Annotated in this window: 19 protein-coding genes; all 19 read left to right on the top strand. The window is 60.2% G+C overall.

Going from position 1 to position 20,121, the window contains the following annotated elements:
* Positions 1-8 precede the first annotated feature (8 nt).
* The 19 genes from HKK53_RS12360 (at position 9) to HKK53_RS12270 (ending at position 20,087) form a co-directional block, all read left to right on the top strand.
* Positions 9-866, top strand: a complete 858-nt coding sequence (locus tag HKK53_RS12360) for an NAD-dependent epimerase/dehydratase family protein (RefSeq protein ID WP_169371046.1) — start codon at positions 9-11, stop codon at positions 864-866.
* Positions 856-1,926, top strand: a complete 1,071-nt coding sequence (locus tag HKK53_RS12355; protein WP_169371045.1) for a class I SAM-dependent methyltransferase — start codon at positions 856-858, stop codon at positions 1,924-1,926. The genes HKK53_RS12360 and HKK53_RS12355 overlap by 11 nt, the downstream gene beginning before the upstream one ends.
* Before the next feature lie 17 nt (positions 1,927-1,943).
* Complete coding sequence (locus tag HKK53_RS12350; RefSeq protein ID WP_169371044.1) at positions 1,944-2,681, top strand: cephalosporin hydroxylase family protein; 738 nt, start codon at positions 1,944-1,946, stop codon at positions 2,679-2,681.
* A 55-nt stretch (positions 2,682-2,736) separates the two neighbouring features.
* The gene (locus tag HKK53_RS12345) at positions 2,737-5,652 is read left to right on the top strand and encodes a glycosyltransferase family 2 protein (RefSeq protein WP_169371043.1); all 2,916 of its coding nucleotides are present in this window, start codon (positions 2,737-2,739) and stop codon (positions 5,650-5,652) included.
* Positions 5,653-5,682: 30 nt separating this feature from the next.
* A complete protein-coding gene (pseB, locus tag HKK53_RS12340; RefSeq protein ID WP_169371042.1) occupies positions 5,683-6,684 on the top strand; it encodes a UDP-N-acetylglucosamine 4,6-dehydratase (inverting) in 1,002 nt (333 codons plus the stop codon).
* The gene (gene pseC / locus HKK53_RS12335) at positions 6,681-7,838 is read left to right on the top strand and encodes a UDP-4-amino-4,6-dideoxy-N-acetyl-beta-L-altrosamine transaminase (protein ID WP_169371041.1); all 1,158 of its coding nucleotides are present in this window, start codon (positions 6,681-6,683) and stop codon (positions 7,836-7,838) included. Before pseB ends, pseC begins: the two co-directional genes overlap by 4 nt.
* A gap of 59 nt (positions 7,839-7,897) precedes the next feature.
* The gene (locus HKK53_RS12330; protein ID WP_169371040.1) at positions 7,898-8,518 is read left to right on the top strand and encodes a pseudaminic acid biosynthesis-associated methylase; all 621 of its coding nucleotides are present in this window, start codon (positions 7,898-7,900) and stop codon (positions 8,516-8,518) included.
* A complete protein-coding gene (pseF, locus tag HKK53_RS12325; protein WP_169371039.1) occupies positions 8,515-9,213 on the top strand; it encodes a pseudaminic acid cytidylyltransferase in 699 nt (232 codons plus the stop codon). The genes HKK53_RS12330 and pseF overlap by 4 nt, the downstream gene beginning before the upstream one ends.
* A complete protein-coding gene (gene pseG / locus HKK53_RS12320; RefSeq protein WP_169371038.1) occupies positions 9,210-10,715 on the top strand; it encodes a UDP-2,4-diacetamido-2,4,6-trideoxy-beta-L-altropyranose hydrolase in 1,506 nt (501 codons plus the stop codon). The genes pseF and pseG overlap by 4 nt, the downstream gene beginning before the upstream one ends.
* On the top strand, positions 10,708-11,760 hold the full coding sequence (gene pseI / locus HKK53_RS12315; RefSeq protein WP_169371037.1) for a pseudaminic acid synthase: 1,053 nt from the start codon (positions 10,708-10,710) through the stop codon (positions 11,758-11,760). Before pseG ends, pseI begins: the two co-directional genes overlap by 8 nt.
* A 229-nt stretch (positions 11,761-11,989) precedes the next feature.
* Positions 11,990-12,916, top strand: coding sequence for a ketoacyl-ACP synthase III (locus HKK53_RS12310; RefSeq protein WP_169371036.1), 927 nt, complete (start codon positions 11,990-11,992; stop codon positions 12,914-12,916).
* Between the two features lie 78 nt (positions 12,917-12,994).
* Positions 12,995-14,287 (top strand): motility associated factor glycosyltransferase family protein, encoded by a 1,293-nt coding sequence (locus tag HKK53_RS12305; RefSeq protein WP_169371035.1) that lies wholly within the window; start codon positions 12,995-12,997, stop codon positions 14,285-14,287.
* Positions 14,284-14,550 carry a hypothetical protein gene (locus tag HKK53_RS12300; RefSeq protein ID WP_169371034.1) on the top strand — a complete coding sequence of 89 codons (267 nt, stop codon included), beginning with the start codon at positions 14,284-14,286 and terminating at the stop codon, positions 14,548-14,550. Before HKK53_RS12305 ends, HKK53_RS12300 begins: the two co-directional genes overlap by 4 nt.
* Before the next feature lie 244 nt (positions 14,551-14,794).
* A complete protein-coding gene (locus HKK53_RS12295) occupies positions 14,795-15,655 on the top strand; it encodes a flagellin domain-containing protein (protein ID WP_169371033.1) in 861 nt (286 codons plus the stop codon).
* Between the two features lie 77 nt (positions 15,656-15,732).
* A complete protein-coding gene (locus HKK53_RS12290; RefSeq protein ID WP_169371032.1) occupies positions 15,733-16,104 on the top strand; it encodes a flagellar protein FlaG in 372 nt (123 codons plus the stop codon).
* An 82-nt stretch (positions 16,105-16,186) separates the two neighbouring features.
* Positions 16,187-17,608 (top strand): flagellar filament capping protein FliD, encoded by a 1,422-nt coding sequence (gene fliD, locus HKK53_RS12285; protein ID WP_169371031.1) that lies wholly within the window; start codon positions 16,187-16,189, stop codon positions 17,606-17,608.
* A gap of 131 nt (positions 17,609-17,739) precedes the next feature.
* Positions 17,740-18,135 carry a flagellar export chaperone FliS gene (gene fliS / locus HKK53_RS12280; protein WP_169371030.1) on the top strand — a complete coding sequence of 132 codons (396 nt, stop codon included), beginning with the start codon at positions 17,740-17,742 and terminating at the stop codon, positions 18,133-18,135.
* Positions 18,136-18,145: 10 nt separating this feature from the next.
* Complete coding sequence (locus tag HKK53_RS12275) at positions 18,146-18,442, top strand: flagellar protein FliT (RefSeq protein WP_169371029.1); 297 nt, start codon at positions 18,146-18,148, stop codon at positions 18,440-18,442.
* Positions 18,443-18,611: 169 nt separating this feature from the next.
* Positions 18,612-20,087, top strand: coding sequence for a sigma-54 dependent transcriptional regulator (locus HKK53_RS12270; RefSeq protein WP_133839143.1), 1,476 nt, complete (start codon positions 18,612-18,614; stop codon positions 20,085-20,087).
* Positions 20,088-20,121 lie beyond the last annotated feature (34 nt).

The raw sequence follows: 20,121 nt of genomic DNA, 5'->3' as shown, positions 1-20,121 counted from the left end.
CCCGCGCGATGAACGTGTTGGTCACGGGGGCCACTGGCTTCGTCGGCCGGCATCTGGTCAGCGCGTTGCTCGCCAAGGGTTTCAAGGTGCGCGCGGTTTCACGCAACCTCGAAGCCGCCCGTGTGTTGCCATGGTTTAACGATGTGGAATTCGTCGCGGCGGATATCCAGGACCCGGACCTGGATGTGGCGGCGTTGGCCGAGGGGATCGACGTCATCGCCCACCTGGCCTGGACCGGCTTGCCGAACTATCAGGCGCTGTTCCATTTCGAGCGCAACTTGCCGCTGGATTACACCTTTCTCAAGCGTGTGATCGAGGCGGGCGTCAGCCAGGTGCTGGTCACCGGCACCTGCTTCGAGTACGGGCTGCAAAGTGGTCCGCTGAGTGAGGCGGTGGCCGCGCAACCCAACACCCCCTATGGCTTGGCCAAACACACCTTGCGGCTGTTTCTCGAAGCCTTGCAGCGTGAGCGTCCATTCACCTTGCAATGGGCTCGACTGTTTTATCTGCACGGCGAGGGGCAGAACCCCAACAGTCTGTTGGCCAGCCTCGACCGGGCCATCGACGCCGGTGATCCGCAGTTCAACATGTCGGCGGGCGACCAGTTACGTGACTACCTGGAAATCAGCCAGGCCGCCGGCTTGCTGGCGGCGCTCATCGGCCGTCGCGATGTCGCGGGCGTCATCAATTGCTGCAGCGGGCAACCGGTGTCCGTCAGGGCACTGGTTGAACAGCATGTGCGTCAGCGTCAAGCGTCCATCGCCCTGAATCTGGGGCACTACGGTTACTCCGCCCATGAACCCATGGCGTTCTGGGGCGTGGCCCAGCGGATTTCGCAACTGGCAGGAGAAGAACATGCAGCGTGAGCTATATCGAGTGAGCGGGCTGCCGGTTTTGCAGAACCGTACGTTTGCCAGCGCCGAACAGGCCCAGGCGTCGGGCAGCGCCGATATCGTGCTGGTGCAGGACAGCCAGAGCGGGCTGATCTTCAACCAGGCGTTCGACGCCAGCAAACTCAGCTACGACGCCGACTACCAAAACGAACAGGCCCACTCGGTGCAGTTCCAGCAGCACTTGAATGATGTCGAGGCCATCCTCGCTCATCATTTCAAAGGCCAAAGCCTGATTGAAGTCGGTTGCGGCAAAGGCTATTTCCTCGAGATGTTGCGCGGGCTGGGTTATGCCATCACGGGTATTGACCCTTCCTACGAAGGTGATAACGCCGAAGTCATCAAGGCGCCTTTCACTCAAGAGTTGGGGCTGAATGCCGACGCGATTGTCTTGCGTCACGTTCTGGAACACATCAGCGACCCGGTGAGTTTCCTGGCCGACATCGCCAGTGCCAACCAGGGCGGGCAGATTTACATCGAGGTGCCGTGCTTCGACTGGATCGTCGAGCACAACGCCTGGTTCGACGTGTTCTACGAGCATGTGAACTACTTCCGTCTCGCAGACTTGCGCGGGCTGTTCGGTACGGTGCACGAGGCCGGGCACCTGTTTGGCGGTCAGTACCTGTACATCGTCGCCGACCTCTCGACCTTGCGCCGCACCCCGGTCGAGTCGCCGCGTCTGCTCACGCTCGCGGACAACTTCACCGCCAGCATCGGTCGCGCGGTGCAGATCATTCAGGCCAGCGGCAGTCAGGCCGCAGGCATCTGGGGCGCCTCGTCCAAAGGGGTGATCTATTCGCTCTTCCTGCAGCGCGCCGGTGTGACCGTCGAGCATGTGGTCGACATCAATCCCTCCAAGCAGGGGCGTTACCTGCCGCTGAGCGGGGTGCGTGTGTCCTCTCCGCAAGAGGCCCTGGACGGTCTGCCCGAGGGCGCCAACCTGTTTGTGATGAACTCCAACTACCTCGAAGAAATCAAGCGGATGACCGGTGGACGCTACGTCTATCACGCCGTAGACAGCGCTTCGTTCCAGTGACTATTGAGACTTATAAAATGACTGACAACACCATCCATAAAGCCTTCGAAGCCGAATGCCAGGCCGAAATCGCCCGTCAGGCCGATGACCAGAAAGTCACCCAATTGGCCCGGGATTTCTTCAACGAATCGGCCAGGCACAAGTACAGCTACCACTTCTCGTGGATGGGCCGTCCGATCATCCAGTTGCCGCAAGACATGATGGCGATGCAAGAGATCATCTGGAACGTCAAGCCAGACCTGGTGATCGAGTGCGGCATCGCCCACGGCGGTTCGATCATCTACTACGCATCCCTGCTGGAGCTGCAAGGCCACGGCGAAGTCCTGGGCATTGACCTGGACATCCGTCCGCACAACCGCGAAGCCATCGAAAGCCACCCGATGAGCAAGCGCATCAAGATGATCGAGGGTTCGAGCATCGACCCGGCGATCGCCGCCCAGGTTCGCGCCGCGGCCGAAGGCAAGAAAGTCATCCTGGTGCTCGATTCCAACCACACCCACGATCACGTGCTGGAAGAGCTGCGTCTCTACGCACCCCTGGTTTCCGTCGACAGCTACTGCGTGGTGATGGACACCGTGGTGGAAGACATGCCGGCCGACTTCTTCCCGGACCGTCCATGGGGCCCGGGCGACAACCCGAAAACCGCCGTGTGGAAATACCTGGAAGAGAACCAGGACTTCGAGATCGATCAGCAGATGCACAACAAACTGCTGATTACCGTGGCACCGGACGGCTACCTGCGTCGGGTTCGTTAAGTCGCGACATCAACAAAGCGTTATTTGGGCGATATGCCGGTTGTGGGGAGAGGTTATGCAAGGCGAGTACAGTTCTGAACACACGTTGCCACTCAATGAGCTGTTGACGGTGGTGCTGATTACCCACAACCGGCCGGCGTTTTTGCGCCGTGCGTTGAAGTATTACAGCACCTTGCCTTGCAAAGTCCTGGTGCTGGACTCCACTCCGGAGCGGCCCGACGGCGATTTTTCCGCGGTCGATTATCATCACGTGCCGCAATTCGCCTATTGGGGAATGCAGGCCAAGCTGGCCTATGGTGTCGAACGGTTGACCACGCCGTACATGGTGCTGGCGGCGGACGATGACTTCATCCTGCACGATGCGCTGTTCGACTCGGTCGGTTTCCTCGAAGCGAACCCCGACTACGGCATGTGCCACGGCTATTGCCTGATGTACCTGACCCTTGCCGGTGGCGTGAGTTACTACCGTCGTGACAAAAAGGTCTGCGAGGACTATTCGTCCGAGCGCGCCCAGGACCGGGTGCTGGATTACATGAAGCAGTACCTGCCACCGTTCTACGCCGTGACCCGCACCGACATTATGAAAGCCTGGCATTCGGCATTGCCGCCGGGCACCAGTTTCGAATGGCAGGAAATCGGCCACGTGTACTTCCTGTTGGCGAGCGCCAAGGCGCGGATTCTGCCGATAGCCTACGTGGTGCGCGAGATCAACTATGGCGTCTCCGACCACAACACCGAGGTGTACCACTCGCTGACCTACACCGATGCCAAATCGGTGGCCGAGCGTGAAGCATTTGCCGAATTCCTCGCTGCCTTGCCCACCGGCATCAAGGACCTTGATCCGCAGCAGGGCAAAGCGTTCGCCCTGGAAAGCTTCGAGGCCATGGTCGACAGCCTGCAAACCGGCCGGGCGCTGACGGCGGAGCTGATTATCCAGTCCACCTGGAGCCAGGCCGCAAAGGCGCCGGTCCGTCGTTTCGGCCCGTTGCAGTACGTGGAAATGCCGTTCTACAACCAGGCGTTTTTCGACCGCCTGACCCAGTTTGAATTCATGCTGCACGCCATGCCGGCCGGGCGCGTTCAGCTCCAAGGCCTGGAAGGTGTCTGGGCGCGTCAGGAACATCTGCTGCGGGCTCGCAACAACGACACCGCGGAAAGTGTGGTCGATCGCCTGTGGCAGGCCCACGACGCCAATGCCTTCAACCGTACCGTGGTCAAGCGCCTGGCGGCGCAACTGGAACTGCTGGGCGAGGACGAAGAGGCACTGGCGATGCGTGACTGGATTGCGCGCCTTGAGGCGGTATCGGTCGACGACCATCACCCGACGTTCGACAAGATGACGTCGGGCCGTCTGCTCAACTGGTTGGCGCCTCGCCAGCCTGAGGCACAACAGGCCCAGGCGATTGCCCAGCATCTGGCGGCCCATGATGGCGGTCCGCAGTTCGGGATCTTTTTGCTCGACCTGGACAACGACATCGACAAGGTGCAGGTCACGCTCGACAGTCTGGTCGAAGGTCACGGCAAGGCGTTCAAAATCGTCGTGCTCACCACCGGTGAACCACCGGCGGCAACCACGGCGCAAAACACGCTGCACTTCGTCCGGGTCACACAAAGCAACTTTGTCGACAAACTCAACCTGAGCGTCCGTCAATCGACCGGTGACTGGCTGTTGCTGGCCGAGGCCGGTGATGAGTTCACCGCCGGTGGTCTGTTGCGCGCCAGCCTGGAATTGATGTCGGCCACCGACATTCGCGCCGTCGCCACCGATGAAATCCAGCGTACCGCCGAAGGTGCTCTGGTGGATGTGTTCCGCCCGGGCTTCAACCTTGACCTGCTGCAAAGCGTGCCAGCCTTGATGGCGCGGCACTGGCTGATCCGCCGGGAAGTACTGCTCGAGGTGGGCGGTTATCAGCCCGATTTCAGCAAGGCCCTGGAGTTCGACCTGTTGCTGCGCATCATCGAGCAGGGCGGCCTGAGCGGCTTGGCCCACCTGGATGAACCGTTGCTGATCGCCCAGGCGCCGGTGCCGGAAGAAAACCCCGATGAGCGCCTGGCGTTGTCGCGCCACCTGGGCAACCGCGGCTACAAGGCCAAGATCGTTTCGCCGGTGCCTGGCACCTACCAGATCGATTACCGTCACACCGAGCGTCCGCTGGTCTCGATCATCGTACCGGCCGGCGACGATGTGCCCGCGCTGCTGCGCTGCCTGGAAAGCGTGGTGCTCAAGACGCGCTACACCCGCTACGAACTGTTGGTCGCGGTAAACCCGGGTCAATCGTCAGTCGTCAACGATTTGCTGGGTTCGTTGAACAACTCGAAGATCCGCGCACTGTTCGCCGATCAGTCGCTGAGCGAGATCGCCTTGTACAACGCGACCAGCCAGCAGGCGAAGGGCGAATACCTGGTACTGCTGGGGGTCGACAGTGAAGTGGTCAATCCGAACTGGATCGAATCGCTGCTCAACCATGCCCAGCGTCCGGAAGTGGGCATCGTCGGTGCCAAACTGGTAGATCGCGCTGGCAAGGTCACGCAAGCCGGCCTGATTCTGGGTATGAACGGCGGTGTCGGTTCGGCTTTTGTCGGTGAAAAACAAGACGCTGCCGGCTACCTGCATCGGTTGGCGGTGGAGCAGAACTACTCGGCGGTGTCGAAGGCGTGCCTGATGGTGCGCAAAGAACTGTTCGACGCCCTGGGCGGCCTGGATGAAACCACGTTTGCCGAAGGCTTGAGCGACGTCGACCTGTGCCTCAAGGCCGGCCAGGCCGGTTACCTCACCGTGTGGACGCCGCTGGTCCAGGTCGTTCATCCCGGTGCAGTGCCACAGGGCGCGCAGGTGCTCGACGCCTTGCGTGAAAAGTGGTCCGCCGTCTTCGCTCAGGACCCGGCCTACAACGCCAACCTGGCGCTGACCGGCAAGGGCTTTGTACTGGCTGAAAGCACCCCGGTGGACTGGGCGCAGTTGCTCGCATAAACCTGGCTCACAGGTACAAGGACTCAAGGCATGTTCAACGGTAAATCGATTTTCATCTCGGGCGGCACCGGTTCGTTCGGGCGCAATTTCATCCGCCGCTTGCTGGAGCAATACCAGCCCAAGCGCGTGGTGGTGTTCTCCCGCGACGAGCTCAAGCAATACGAGATGCAGCAGACGTTCAACGCCCCTTGCATGCGTTACTTCCTCGGTGATGTGCGCGATGCCGAGCGGTTGCGCCAGGCCATGCGCGGCATCGATTACGTGGTGCATGCCGCGGCCCTCAAGCAAGTGCCGGCCGCCGAGTACAACCCGACCGAATGCATCCGCACCAACGTCAACGGCGCGGAAAACATCATTGCCGCGGCCATCGATAACGGCGTCAAGCAAGTGGTCGCGCTGTCCACCGACAAGGCGGCCAGCCCGATCAACCTGTACGGGGCGACCAAGCTGCTGTCGGACAAACTGTTCGTCGCCGCCAACAACATTGCCGGCGAACAGCAGACCCGCTTTGCCGTGGTGCGCTACGGCAACGTCGCCGGTTCGCGCGGCTCGGTGGTGCCGTTCTTCAGCAAGCTGATCAACGAAGGCGCCACCGAACTGCCGATCACCGACGAGCGCATGACACGCTTCTGGATCACCCTCGATCACGGCGTGCAGTTCGTGCTCGACAGCTTTGCCCGGATGCACGGCGGTGAAGTGTTCGTGCCGAAGATCCCGTCGATTCGCATCGTCGATCTGGCGCTGGGCATGGCCGAACACTTACCGCACAAACACGTCGGCATTCGTCCGGGTGAAAAACTCCATGAGCTGATGGTGCCGCTGGACGATGCGCGCATGACCCTGGAATTCGCCGATCACTACACCATCCAGCCGTCGATCCGCTTCACCAGCGTCGACGTGGATTTTGCCGTGGACAAACTCGGCGAGCGGGGCAAACCGGTGAGTGAAGATTTCGAGTACCGCTCCGACACCAATCCGCACTACCTCTCGGTTGGCCAGATCGCCGAGCTGCACGCGGAGCTGCCGGCATGATTCCCTATGGTCGGCAGAGCCTGGATCAGAGCGACATCGACGCGGTGGTCGCCGTGTTGCAGTCCGACTGGCTGACCCAGGGGCCGACCATCGAGCGTTTCGAGCAGGCCATGGCGCAACGTTGCCAAGCCGATTTCGCGGTGGCGGTGTGTAACGCCACGGCGGCGTTGCACATCGCTTGCCTGGCGGCAGGGCTTGGGCCGGGCGAGCGGTTGTGGACCACGCCCAATACCTTTTTGGCCTCGGCCAATTGCGGTCGTTATTGTGGTGCCGAGGTGGACTTCGTCGACATCGACCCGTTGACCTGGAACCTCGATGCCTATGCCCTGAAAGCCAAGCTGGAAGCTGCGGAGGATAACGGCACACTGCCCAAAGTGCTGGTGGCGGTGGCGTTCTCGGGGCAGAGCTGCGACATGCGCATGATCGCCGAACTGGCCGAGCGTTACGGCTTTACGGTCATTGAAGACGCCTCCCACGCGGTTGGCGCGTCCTATGCCGGGCGACCGGTGGGCTGCGGTGATTTCGCGGCGATGACCGTGTTCAGCTTCCATCCGGTGAAAATCATCACCAGCGCCGAAGGTGGCATGGTGCTGACCAATCGCCAGGACCTCGCCGAGCGCCTGCAACGCTTGCGCAGCCACGGCATGACCCGTGATCCGGCGCAGATGACCGAACCCAGCCACGGTCCCTGGTACTACCAGCAGATTGAACTGGGTTTCAACTACCGCATCACCGATCTGCAAGCGGCCCTCGGCCTGTCACAGTTGAACAAACTGGACGACTTCATCGAGCGTCGGCGTGAACTGGCGGCGCGCTACGACCGCTTGCTGGCGTACCTGCCGCTGACCTTGCCCAGCCCTCAGCCTGAAGCTGAATCGGCGTGGCATCTGTATGTGGTGCGCTTGCAGCTGGATCGCATCACCCTCAGTCATCGACAAGTATTTGAAGGGTTGCGCGTGGCCGGGGTCGGTGTGAACCTGCATTACATCCCGGTGCATTTACAGCCGTACTACCGCGATCTGGGGTTTGCCGAAGGCGACTACCCGCAGGCCGAGCGTTACTACGCCGAAGCCATCAGCCTGCCGCTGTTTCCGTTGCTCAGCGATGAACAGCAGGACTACGTGGTCGAGCAACTGCGACGGCTGACCGAATAAATACCTTGGCCTGGTTGGAGCTGCACCAGGCCTGAGTGTTGAGCGAATGGGAATGTGCAATGCGTGAACTGACTGAGCAGGAACAATTCTGGCAGGGCGATTTCGGTAATCGGTACGTCGATCGCAACATCGGGCAACCCCTGGTCGCTGCCAACCTGGCGTTGTTTGCCAAGGCGCTGACCCGGGCCGCGCGCATCGAAAGCCTGATGGAGCTGGGCACCAATGCCGGCAACAATTTGCAGGCGCTGCGGCAGCTGTTGCCCCGGTGCGAATTGTTCGGCGTGGAGATCAATGCCAGCGCCTGCGCCCAGGCCCGGGCGCTGGACATTGCGCAGATCTGGCACGGCTCGCTGTTCGATTATCCTTGCGAGCGCCGCTTCGACCTGACCTTGAGCAAAGGCGTGCTGATTCATCTGGCACCGGAGCTGTTGCCCGCGGCGTACACGCAGCTTTATGAACTGAGCCAGCGTTACATCCTGATCGCCGAGTACTACAACCCGGCACCGGTAGAGGTGTCCTATCGCGGCAACAGCGGCAAGTTGTTCAAACGTGATTTTGCCGGTGAAATGCTCGATCGTTATGCTGACCTGCAACTGCTGGATTACGGTTTCGGTTACCACCGCGACCCGCAATTCCCGGTGGACGACATCACCTGGTTCCTTCTGGAAAAACGCCCTTGAGCAACGTCGCAATCATCCCGGCCCGTGGTGGCAGCAAACGCATACCGCGCAAGAACCTCAAGCCGTTCGACGGCGTGCCGATGATTGCCCGTTCGATTAAAACCGCCCTCGATTCGGGGCTGTTCGCCCAAGTGGTGGTCAGCACTGATGATGAAGAAATCGCCGGACTGGCCCGAGCCTGTGGTGCCCAGGTGCCGTTTATGCGGCCGGCGGCATTGGCGGATGATTTCACCGGCACGGCGGCGGTGATTGCCCATGCGCTGCAAGCGCTGGAGCAGGATTTTGCGTTCGCCTGTTGTCTCTACGCCACGGCACCGCTGCTGCAAACCCGGTTTCTGCAACAGGGCTTGAATCTGCTGGAACAGCATCCCGACAAGTCCTTCGCGTTCTCGGTCTGTGATTTCGGCTTCCCGGTGCAGCGTGCCTTGACCCTTGACGATCACGGCGCATTGACCGCGTTGTACCCGCAGTTCAGCCAGACGCGTTCGCAAGACCTGCCACCGGCCTATCAGGATGCCGGGCAATTCTATTGGGGCCGCAGTGACGCCTGGTTGCGTGGCGAGGTGTTGTATTCAACCCAAAGCCTGCCGGTGATCCTGCCGCGTTATCTGGTGCAGGACATCGATACGCCTGAAGACTGGACGCGTGCCGAGTATCTATATGCCGCATTGAAGGCCGGTGGTGAGTTGCAATGAGAGTGCTGATCCGCGCCGACGCTTCGCCGACCATCGGCAGCGGCCATATCGCTCGCTGCCTGACCCTGGCCAGGGTGTTGCGCCGCCAGGGCGTGCACGTCGCGTTTGCCTGTCGCCAATTGCCGGGCCATCGGCTCGACAGTCTCGCCGCCGAGGGTTTTGAAACCTTCGGCCTGCCGGATCGCTATCCCGATGAGGACCCGCAGCAGGCCATCGAATCCCTGTTGCCATGGCAGGCGGACATTGCCGCTTTAGACCAGGCACTGGAACAGCAACCGGCCTTCGACTGGATCATCGTCGACCACTACGGCCTCGATCATCACTGGCAGACCGCGGCCCGTCGCTGGGCGCCACGGATCGCGGCGGTGGATGATCTGGCGACCCGGACCTACGACATTGATTTGCTGCTCAACCAGAATCTGTCCGGTACCGCCGAGGCCTATGCCGGGCTGGTCAGCGCCGATTGCCGGACCCTGCTCGGTCCACGCTTTGCCATGCTGCGCGATGAGTTCTGCTGCCCGCCGATTGAAATCAGGCCCCAGGCCAAACGCGTACTGGTGAACTTCGGCGGCTTCGACGCGGCGATGCAGACCCATCACGCCATGTTGGCGCTGCTGGAATTCACTGCGCTGGAAGTCGACTTTGTCGCCGGTGCCGACAACCCGGCCTGGGAGGCGATGCACGCATTGGCGGCTGATCGTCCGCACTGGCGTCTGCACCGTTTTGTCAGCGACTTTTACCGGTTGATGACCGAGGCCGATCTGTTTGTCGGTGCCGGTGGCGGCACCAGTTGGGAGCGCGCCGCCATGGGGCTGCCGACGATTTGCATTGCCGTATCGAATAACCAGCAGGCCAACGGCGAGGTCATGGCCACTGCGGGCGCCCATGTGTTCCTTGGCGCGCGGGAGCAGGTCAGCGTCGAGCAACTGCGCCAGGCCATCGGATTTGTCGCGGGCAATCAGGGGTTGCGCCAGAGCCTGGCCGAGCGTTCCCGGCAGCTGGTCGATGGCCGTGGTGCGCAGCGAGTGGCGGCAGCGCTGGTCGGTGCGGTGTTGCCGGTGCGCGCGGCGACCGTGGACGATGCGCGGTTGTTGTTCGAAGGGCGCAATGCCGAAGCGGTTCGGCGCTGGTCGCTGGACAGCCGCATTATCGATTGGCCGTCACACCAGGCCTGGCTGGCGGCGAGTCTGAACAACGAACAGCGCTTGCTGCTGATCGCCGAGGCCGGCGATGGTCCGGTCGGGGCGTTGCGTTACGACCTTCACGGGTTAAGCGCCGAAGTCTCGATTTATCTGTTCGATGGCCGTTTCGGCCTCGGCTGGGGCAGGGCGCTACTGGCGCGGGGCGAAGCCTTCGTGAAGGCCTGCTGGCCGCAACTGCAAAGCATCACCGCGCAAGTCTTGCCTGCCAACCAGCCGTCGCTGAGCCTGTTTCGCGAAGCCGGTTTCACCCAGAGTACTTGCGCGTTCACCCGCGTATTGAAGGATCACGTAAATGACTAGTTTCAAGATGGGCGACCGTTGGATCGGTGCCGACGCACCGCCGTTCATCATTGCCGAGATGAGCGGCAACCATAACCAGTCGCTGGACGTGGCGCTGCAAATCGTCGAGGCCGCCGCCAAGGCCGGCGCCCACGCCTTGAAGCTGCAAACCTACACCGCCGAGACCATGACCCTGGACCTCGATGAAGGCGAGTTCTTCATCAAGGACCCCAACAGCCTGTGGACTGGCACGTCGTTGTACGCGTTGTACGAAAAGGCCCATACGCCGTGGGAATGGCACGCGCCGATTTTCGCCCGCGCCAAGGAGTTGGGCATGCTCGCGTTCTCGACGCCGTTCGACGACACGGCGGTGGACTTCCTCGAAAGCCTCGACGTGCCGGCCTACAAGATCGCCAGTTTCGAAAACACCGACCTGCCGCTGATCCGGCGGGTCGCCGCCACCGGCAAGCCGTTGATCATCTCCACCGGCATGGCCAGCATCGCCGAACTCGACGAAACCGTGCGCGCCGCGCGGGAGGCCGGTTGCACGGATCTGGTGCTGCTCAAGTGCACCAGCACCTACCCGGCGACCCCGGCCAACAGCAATGTGCGAACCATTCCCCATCTGCGGGAATTGTTTGGTTGTGAGGTCGGGTTGTCCGATCACTCCATGGGCGTCGGTGCGTCCGTCGCGGCAGTGGCACTCGGGGCGACGGTGGTGGAAAAACACTTCACCCTCGACCGCGCCGCCGGTGGGGTGGACGCCAGTTTCTCCCTGGAACCGGCAGAGCTGGCCAGCCTGGTGATCGAAACCGAGCGCGCCTGGCAGGCCATGGGGCACGTGCATTACGGCGTGACCGAGGCCGAGCGCAAGTCGCTGGTGTACCGGCGCTCGCTGTACGTCACCCAGGACATGGCCGCCGGTGAACCCTTCACCGCCGCCAATCTGCGGGCCATTCGCCCGGGGCTGGGGCTGGCGCCCAAACACGCTGAAACCCTGCTCGGTCGCCGCGCTCGCCAGGCGATCAAGCGCGGAACGGCGCTGGACTGGTCCTTGGTCGAATAACCCTTGTCGGGCTGATTCGGCAAAATAGCGTGACCTGTGAGTCATAACGCGCATCTTCACTGTATTGTATTGACCGGGGAGATGGCGCCTGGCCCTTTATCGGGTCCAGTGATAGCCCTTGACGCTTCCCGCTGTCGCCCGTTTCGGGCGGCTGAAAATCTTTGTATGTCGGCGCCCCTCGAATCCTTGCGAGCGGTGGTATTGGGCTGTTTATTATTGGGAAGCCGTAATGATTGGCATAAAAAGCATTGCGAGCTACGTTCCTGTAGCCGGCGTGGACAATTACGCACAAGGTGCAAAATTCGAGAAGGATGAAGAGTTCATCCTGGGCAAGATCGGTTCGGCCTTCCTGCCGCGCAAAGACGCTGAGCAAGAAACCTCGGACCTGTGTGTCGAAGCAGCCAACGCGCTGTTCGCCAACAACCCCGATTTGAAGCGTGAAGCCATCGACGTGCTGATCGTCGTTACCCAGAACGGTGACGAAGAAGGCCTGCCGCACACCGCCGCCATCGTCCAGGACAAGCTGGGCCTGTCGACCAACGTGGCCGCGTTCGATATTTCCCTGGGCTGCTCGGGCTACGTCTACGGCATCTACGCGATCAAGGGCTTCATGGAAGCCACGGGCCTGAAGAACGGCTTGCTGGTAACGGCCGACCCGTACTCCAAGATCGTCGACCCGGAAGACCGCAACACCACCATGTTGTTTGGCGATGCCGCCACCGCCACCTGGATGGGCGAAGACGCACCGTGGCAGTTGGGCAAGGCCAAGTTCGGCACCGACGGTTCCGGCGCGCCGCACTTGAAGGTCACCGATGGCGTGTTCTACATGAACGGTCGCCAGGTCTTCAACTTTGCGCTGCTCAAAGTCCCGGCGCATTTGCATGAGCTGCTGGATGAGTCAGGCCTCAAGGCTGACGACATCGACGCGTTCTGCATTCACCAGGGCAGTGCGGCGATTGTCGATGCGGTCGCCCGACGCTTCGAAGGCGAGCCGGAGAAGTTCATCAAGGACATGGTCGAGACCGGCAACACCGTGTCGTCGAGCATTCCATTGCTGCTGGAAAAACACGTCCTGGACTCCGACTGGAAGCGCGTTGCGCTGAGCGGTTTTGGGGTAGGGCTGTCGTGGGGTTCGGCGATCATCTATCGTCCTTGAGCCAACCCCGATACAAAAATAGCGTTCAAGGGTTAACCTTGAACGCTATTTTTTTGCCTGTAAGAACAGCGAGGCGACATGAGCGAAAGCTTTGACGACAATGCCCGGGTGATAGAGCGACGCTGGCCGACGCTGTCGGCGCGTTTGATGCTGGAAGACAGCGCGGCGATCCAGGCCGAGTTGTCCGAAGGGCTGGGTTCGACGCTGAGCATTGGCGGGATTCAACTCACCAGTCGCCATGATCGCGTTCGCGAAGCCCGGATGCAGGCCGCCAGTCTGCCGGCGGACAAGGCGCAATTGCACGTCTATGGCACCGGCCTGGGCGACTTGCCGACGGTCCTGCTGGAGCGTGCCGGACTTGAACGGTTGTACGTGCATATCCTCAACGGCGCCCTGTTTGCGCTGGTGCTGCAATTGCTCGACCAGCGCCAATGGCTCGATGATCCACGGGTGGAGCTGCTGTACGCCGGTGATCAGGCGGATATCTACACGCCGTTTTTCGCCTTGCCTGCCGAAATGCTACTGGCGGACGATTTCAACGCGAAGATTCGCGATCGCCTGGTCAGCGAAGTGCACCTGAGTTTCAACAACCGCGAGTTCGATCCGCAGTCGCCGTTCATTCTCCAGCGTTTGCAGGACAGCCTGGAAGTGCTGCTGGCCGACGATGATGTCGCGCAGCTGTTCGGCACGTGCCCCGGCCGGGAGATCTACGTGATCGGCACCGGGCCCAGCCTTGAAAGCCACTTCCAGCAATTGGCGGCGATCCGCGAGCAAGCGCAGCGACCGCTGTTCATCTGTGTCGACACCGCCTATCGACCGTTGCGCGAGCACGGGATCAAGCCAGACCTGGTGGTGAGCATCGATCAGCGCATCAGCTTTCGGCACCTGCCCTGGGAGGACTCCGACGGCATTCCGCTGGTGTACCTGCCCATGAGTGATCCGCAGGTGCTGAAGGCCTGGAAGGGCAAGCGTTACGGCGGTTACTCGGCCAGCCCGATCTACGCCACCCTGCGGCAACAACACACCCGTGCGCAATTGTATGTGGGCGGCAGCGTGATTCACCCGGCCGTGGACCTCGCCGTGAAGATGGGCGCCGGGCGCATTACCCTGTTTGGCGCCGACTTTGCCTTCCCGATGAACAAGACCCATGCCGGTTGGAGTGATGGCGACTTGGGCCCCGGGGTCAATCTGGCACGGCACTGGGTGCGCGACGGGCATGGCGAGCGGGTCAGGACGCAGCTGAATTTTCGCAGCTACCTGTGTGAACTGGAGCGCTACATCGCCGGCCACCCCGAGGTGCGCTTCTTTAACAGCAGTCGCGCGGGCGCAATGATTGCCGGCACGCAGTTCAACCGGGAGTTCGTGCAATGAGTGTGCTTTCGCAATGCATCAACGAAAGCCGGCAGTGTGCCGGGTTGTTTCGGCTGGGCCGCGATGTCGAGGCCGCGTTGGCCATGGTGGATGTGTTCGATGAGGCACAGCGCCTGTTGTCGGCGGCGCCCCGGGAGGTCCAGCTGCAATGGGCGCAGGTGCTCACCCAGATGCTGGCCTGTCAGGAGCGTCAGGATTGGCTGGGATTGGCTGACTTCATGGAGTACGAACTGGTCGATTTGCTGGAAAGCGTGGAGGTTTGAAAGCCGACGGACGGCTCTGGTTGGGATGTTTGAGGATCGGACGGTTTTATGACGTCATTTTTCGGGTGGTCAGGGGCCGCTAAGCCTTTGTTTTCTAGGGGGTGGCAGTGTGATGGCAATATTTTTTCAAAAAGCCCTCAAGCAACCTGCATTCCCGACGATAACTATTACGAAGGTTCTCTAGGCCATACCCGGCGGTTGCCAGGGCCGGAAGCCGCAGTACCCAACCAACGAGGATTTCGTCATGGCTTTAACAGTAAACACCAACACCACGTCGTTGAACGTTCAGAAAAACCTGAACCGCGCTTCCGACGCTCTGTCGACTTCGATGTCCCGTCTGTCCTCCGGCCTGAAAATCAACAGCGCTAAAGACGACGCTGCCGGCCTGCAGATCTCCAACCGTATGTCCTCCCAGATCCGTGGCCAGATCGTTGCGGTTAAAAACGCCAACGACGGTATCTCGATGGCTCAGACCGCTGAAGGCGCTCTGCAAGAATCCACTAACATTCTGCAACGTATGCGTGAACTGGCTACACAAGCACGTAACGGCACTAACGGCACTGCTGACCAGACCGCAACCAACGCTGAATTCGCTCAGATGTCTGACGAACTGACTCGTATCGCGGCTTCGACCAACCTGAACGGCAAGCAACTGCTGGACGGTTCGGCTGGCACCATGACCCTGCAGGTTGGTTCCAACACTGGTACGGCTAACCACATCGACCTGGTTCTGAGCTCCAAGTTCGACGCCGTCAGCCTGTCCGTAGGTAGCGGTACTGTTGTTCTGACCGGTACTACCGGTACTGGCGTAAGCTCCGCTGCTGCCAACATCGACAACGCGATCACCGCAATCGACGCTGCAATCGCTTCCATCGGTGCAACCCGTGCAAACCTGGGTGCTTCGCAGAACCGTCTGACCAGCACCATCTCCAACCTGCAAAACATCACTGAAAACGTTACTGCTGCTCAAGGTCGCGTACAAGATACCGACTTCGCCGCAGAAACCGCTAACCTGACCAAACAGCAAACTCTGCAACAAGCTTCCACCGCTGTTCTGGCCCAGGCTAACCAGCTGCCATCCGCTGTACTGAAACTGCTTCAGTAATATCGGATTGAGTTTTGGCGGGGGAGTGCGCTTGCGTGCTCTCTCGCTTTTTCCGTTTAAGAGGTGAGGTGATGGTCATGGACATGAGCGTGAAGCTGAACTTGTCTTACCCGGCCGCAAAACCGGCGGTCAGTACTACCGAGAAGCCGGCCGAAAAGCCTCGCGTCGAAAGCATCCAGGCTGTCGCTGCAACGGGTAAAAGCTCGGAATCGGATAACTCGGACAACTCGGATAAGTTGAAAATGGCCGTTCAGGAGATCGAAAAGTTCGTTCAGTCGGTCAAGCGTAACCTGGAGTTTTCCATCGACGAAACCTCCGGCAAAGTCATCGTCAAGGTGATCGCCAGCGAATCCGGTGAAGTGATTCGACAGATTCCGTCGGCTGAAGCCATGAAACTGGCTGAAAGTCTGCACAACGCCAGTAATGTTTTGTTCGATGCCAAAGCCTGATACTGGCATGAAACGTGTTTGTACGATCATTGTCCGCGTTTAGTGGTCAAAAGACCGGCGACACACAGATAGGGAGATGCACATGGCAAGTCCAATTCTACCGGGTTCGGGTCTAGGGTCCGGTCTCGACATCGGTGCGATCGTGACCGCGCTGGTCAACTCCGACAAATCGGCCAAACAGACGCTGATCACTAATCAGACGTCCATCAATACGGCCAAGATTTCTGCTACCGGTTCGTTGAAGTCCGCCCTGGCGGCGTTCCAGACTGCAATGACTAACCTCGGCAAACGTGATGCGCCGTCGTTTTCCGGTTTTACCGCAACATCGAGCACGCCCACGACATTGACTGCTACTTCGGATAACACCGCGGTGAACGGTAGCTACAGTGTTGTCGTGGATAAACTGGCGACCGGTTCGAAAGTGGCCAGCGCGGCGTTTGCCGGCGGTGCCACCAGTGCCATTCCGACTGGTACGTTGAATATCAGTCAAAATGGTATTGATTACCCGGTGACCATTGCCAGCGGCGCGACTCTGCAGTCGACCCGTGACGCGATCAACACCACGCTGCAAGGCAAGGGCATCAGCGCCAACATCGTCACCGATGCCAATGGTTCGCGATTGGTCATTGGTTCGACGGTGACAGGCGCGGGCTCGGACCTTAAGGTCAGCGGTATTGCCGGCCTGGAAATCGATGGCACCAACAGCCTGGGCAATACTCCAGCTGCCGGCGCCTCCGGCAACATCGGTGGTTTGGCCTTGGATGCAAAGGTCACGATCGATGGCCTGACCGTTACCAGCAAAAGCAACACGATCAGCGGGGCGGTCGGCGGCATTAACCTGACCCTGGTGGCGGAAAGCTCGACACCGGTCAAGGTCACCGTTGGCACCAACACAGACGGCCTGAAAACCTCGCTGCAGACGTTCGTTGATGCTTACAACACGGTGATCAACACCCTGACCACTCTGACCAAGCCAAGCCTGGATGATCAGAACAACCCGACTATCGGCGCGGCGATGACCGGTGACTCCCTGCCACGTAACCTGATCACTGCCGTGCGTGATGTGCTGGTGGCTCCGGGGGCGGGCGGACAGTTGTCTGTTCTGTCGCAGTTGGGTATTCAGACCGATCAGAAGACCGGCACGCTGACCATCGATGCGACCAAGTACGCCAAGGCGATGGCAACCCCGGGGATGAGCAGTTCGGTACAGAACCTGTTCACCGGCACTGATACTAAAAACGGCCTGTTGGCGCGCATGTCGGCGGCGATCACGCCTTACTCCCAGACCGGCGGTATCCTTGACCAGCGCAACAGCAATCTGAGCAAGGTTCAGAAGGACCTGGGCAATCAGCAGACGGCGCTGGACCTGCGGGTGACCAACCTGACGGCCTCGCTGACCGCCAAGTACAACGCGATGGACCTGTTGGTCGGCCAGATGAAGGCCACCGCCAGCAACATCACCGGCTTCTTCGCGTCGCTGAACGCTCAGCAGTCCGCCAAGTAGCTATGAGCTGACGACAAAAACCCGGCTACGCTTTTCGGCGTACGCCGGGTTTTTGTCTTCTGATCTAAAGTTTCCAGGTTCGCAGGCGATACACTGGTCATACGAGTCATTGAGTGGCAATGAGGTAGAAAATGAATCCGATGTTAGCCCTTCGGCAATATCAGAAGATCGGGGCGCAGGCCCAGACGTCCGAAGCCAGCCCGCACCGCCTGGTGCAAATGTTGATGGAAGGCGGCCTGGATCGCATTGCCCAGGCCAAAGGCGCGATGGCGCGCAAGGACATTCCTGGCAAGGGAACGTCAATCAGCAAGGCCATCGGCATCATCGGTGGCTTGCGTGAAGGCCTGGATCTGGAAAAAGCCGCCGACACCGTCGGTGAGCTCGATCGTCTCTACGCTTACATGATGAAGCGCCTCGCCGAGGCGAACATCAAGAGCGACCCGCGGATTCTCGATGAGGTCGACGGTCTGCTGCGCACGGTTAAAGAAGGCTGGGATGCCATCGCCGCGCCTGGTCCGCAGTTTTAAGGAGATCACCATGAGTCTTGTATTGCAGCGAATCGAACAAACCCGCGAAGCGCTGGTCGGTGCACTGGCCGAGCGCAACTGGGAGGCGATCGGTCAATTGGACCTGGATTGCCGTTCCTGCATGGAAGATGTCTTGAGTGAAGCTTCGCTGGACGAGGTGGCGTTGCGCGACAATCTCGAGGAGTTGCTGGGGGTCTACAAGCAACTGCTCGAGGTGGCGATGGGGGAGAGGCAGGCGATAGTCGACGAGATGTCTCAGATCCACCAAGCACAGAATGCCGCAAAGGTTTACCATCTGTTTGGTTAATCCGCGGTTAATCCAAACATAGTGCGCCATAAATTTGACTGTGCACGGTTTTTTGACTTAACTAGTGGCTGTATCCAGATTTCAGGCGTCTACAGGCATAACGTGTCTGCAAGCGTCTAGCTTGCCCCCTCATTTCGGGCATTGAGTTGACTAGGGAAGTTGCTATTGCATGTGGCGTGAAACCAAAATTCTGCTGATTGATGACGATAGCGTCCGTCGCCGCGATTTGGCGGTGATTTTAAATTTTCTCGGCGAAGAAAATTTACCCTGCGGCAGCCATGACTGGCAGCAGGCGGTCGGCTCGTTGTCTTCAAGTCGTGAAGTCATTTGTGTGCTGATCGGGACGGTTAATGCTCCTGGCGCGCTTTTGGGCTTGCTAAAGACACTCTCAACCTGGGATGAGTTCCTTCCGGTTTTGTTAATGGGCGATAATTCTTCCGTTGACTTGCCCGAAGACCAGCGTCGCCGAGTGCTTTCGACCCTCGAGATGCCGCCCAGCTACAGCAAGTTGCTCGACTCCCTGCACCGTGCCCAGGTCTATCGCGAGATGTACGACCAGGCCCGCGAGCGCGGTCGTCACCGTGAACCCAATCTATTCCGCAGCCTCGTCGGCACCAGCCGTGCGATTCAGCACGTGCGCCAGATGATGCAGCAGGTAGCCGACACCGATGCCAGCGTGCTGATCCTCGGTGAGTCCGGTACCGGCAAGGAAGTGGTCGCGCGCAACCTGCATTACCATTCCAAGCGTCGTGACGCGCCGTTCGTGCCGGTCAACTGCGGGGCGATCCCGGCCGAGTTGCTGGAAAGCGAACTGTTCGGCCACGAGAAGGGCGCCTTCACTGGCGCGATCACCAGTCGTGCCGGGCGTTTCGAGCTGGCCAACGGTGGCACCCTGTTCCTCGACGAAATCGGCGACATGCCATTGCCGATGCAGGTCAAGCTGTTGCGGGTCCTGCAGGAGCGCACCTTCGAGCGCGTGGGCAGCAACAAGACCCAGAGCGCCGATGTGCGCATCATCGCGGCGACTCACAAGAATCTCGAAAGCATGATCGAGATCGGCGCCTTCCGCGAAGACTTGTACTACCGCTTGAACGTATTCCCGATCGAGATGGCGCCACTGCGCGAACGTGTCGAAGACATCCCGTTGCTGATGAACGAGTTGATCTCGCGCATGGAGCACGAGAAGCGCGGCTCGATCCGTTTCAACTCCGCAGCGATCATGTCTCTGTGCCGTCACGGCTGGCCGGGCAACGTCCGTGAGTTGGCCAACCTGGTGGAACGCATGGCGATCATGCATCCATACGGGGTGATCGGCGTGGTCGAGTTGCCGAAGAAATTCCGCTACGTCGACGACGAAGACGAGCAACTGGTCGACAGCCTGCGCAGCGATCTGGAAGAGCGGGTGGCCATCAACGGGCATACCCCGGACTTCAGCGCCAATGCACTGCTGCCGCCGGAAGGCCTGGACCTGAAGGACTACCTCGGTGGTCTGGAGCAAGGGCTGATTCAGCAAGCGCTGGATGATGCCAATGGCATTGTGGCGCGCGCTGCCGAGCGCCTGCGTATTCGTCGCACCACCCTGGTGGAGAAGATGCGCAAGTACGGCATGAGTCGTCGTGACGGAGATGAACAGGCAGATGATTGACGCCTGTTTTTCAACTCCTTCATTTATAAGCGTT

The organism is Pseudomonas sp. ADAK7 (assembly GCF_012935675.1).
In the GTDB taxonomy this organism is placed as follows: Bacteria; Pseudomonadota; Gammaproteobacteria; order Pseudomonadales; family Pseudomonadaceae; genus Aquipseudomonas.
Note: the sequence above shows the minus strand (reverse complement) of the source record. Positions and strands in the feature narration are given on the sequence as shown.